Source organism: Paraburkholderia sp. JHI2823, from assembly GCF_038900695.1.
Lineage (GTDB): Bacteria > Pseudomonadota > Gammaproteobacteria > Burkholderiales > Burkholderiaceae > Paraburkholderia > Paraburkholderia mimosarum.
Map to the genome: position 1 here is coordinate 1 of NZ_JAYMRY010000402.1, position 255 is coordinate 255.

At 67.8% G+C, this 255-nt stretch carries 1 protein-coding gene; it reads left to right on the forward strand.

Features of this window, described 5'->3' with window-relative positions:
* On the forward strand, positions 1-255 hold a 255-nt coding region (locus VSR34_RS39160), incomplete at both ends, for a 2Fe-2S iron-sulfur cluster-binding protein (protein WP_342965318.1).

Below are 255 nucleotides of genomic sequence, written 5' to 3' on the forward strand. Positions count from 1 at the left end.
CGCTCGCCTCCGCGCTGCTCGCCAACGACGTCCACTTCGTCGCGCGCAGCTTCAAGTACCATCGCCCGCGCGGCATCATGACGGCCGACGTGGCCGAGCCGAACGCCATCGTGCAGCTCGAGCGCGGTGCGCATACGGTGCCCAACGCGCGTGCGACCGAGATCGAGCTGTACCAGGGCCTCGTCGCGACGAGCGTGAACGCCGAGCCGAGCCTCGAAAACGACCGCATGGCGATCAACCAGAAGTTCTCGCGCT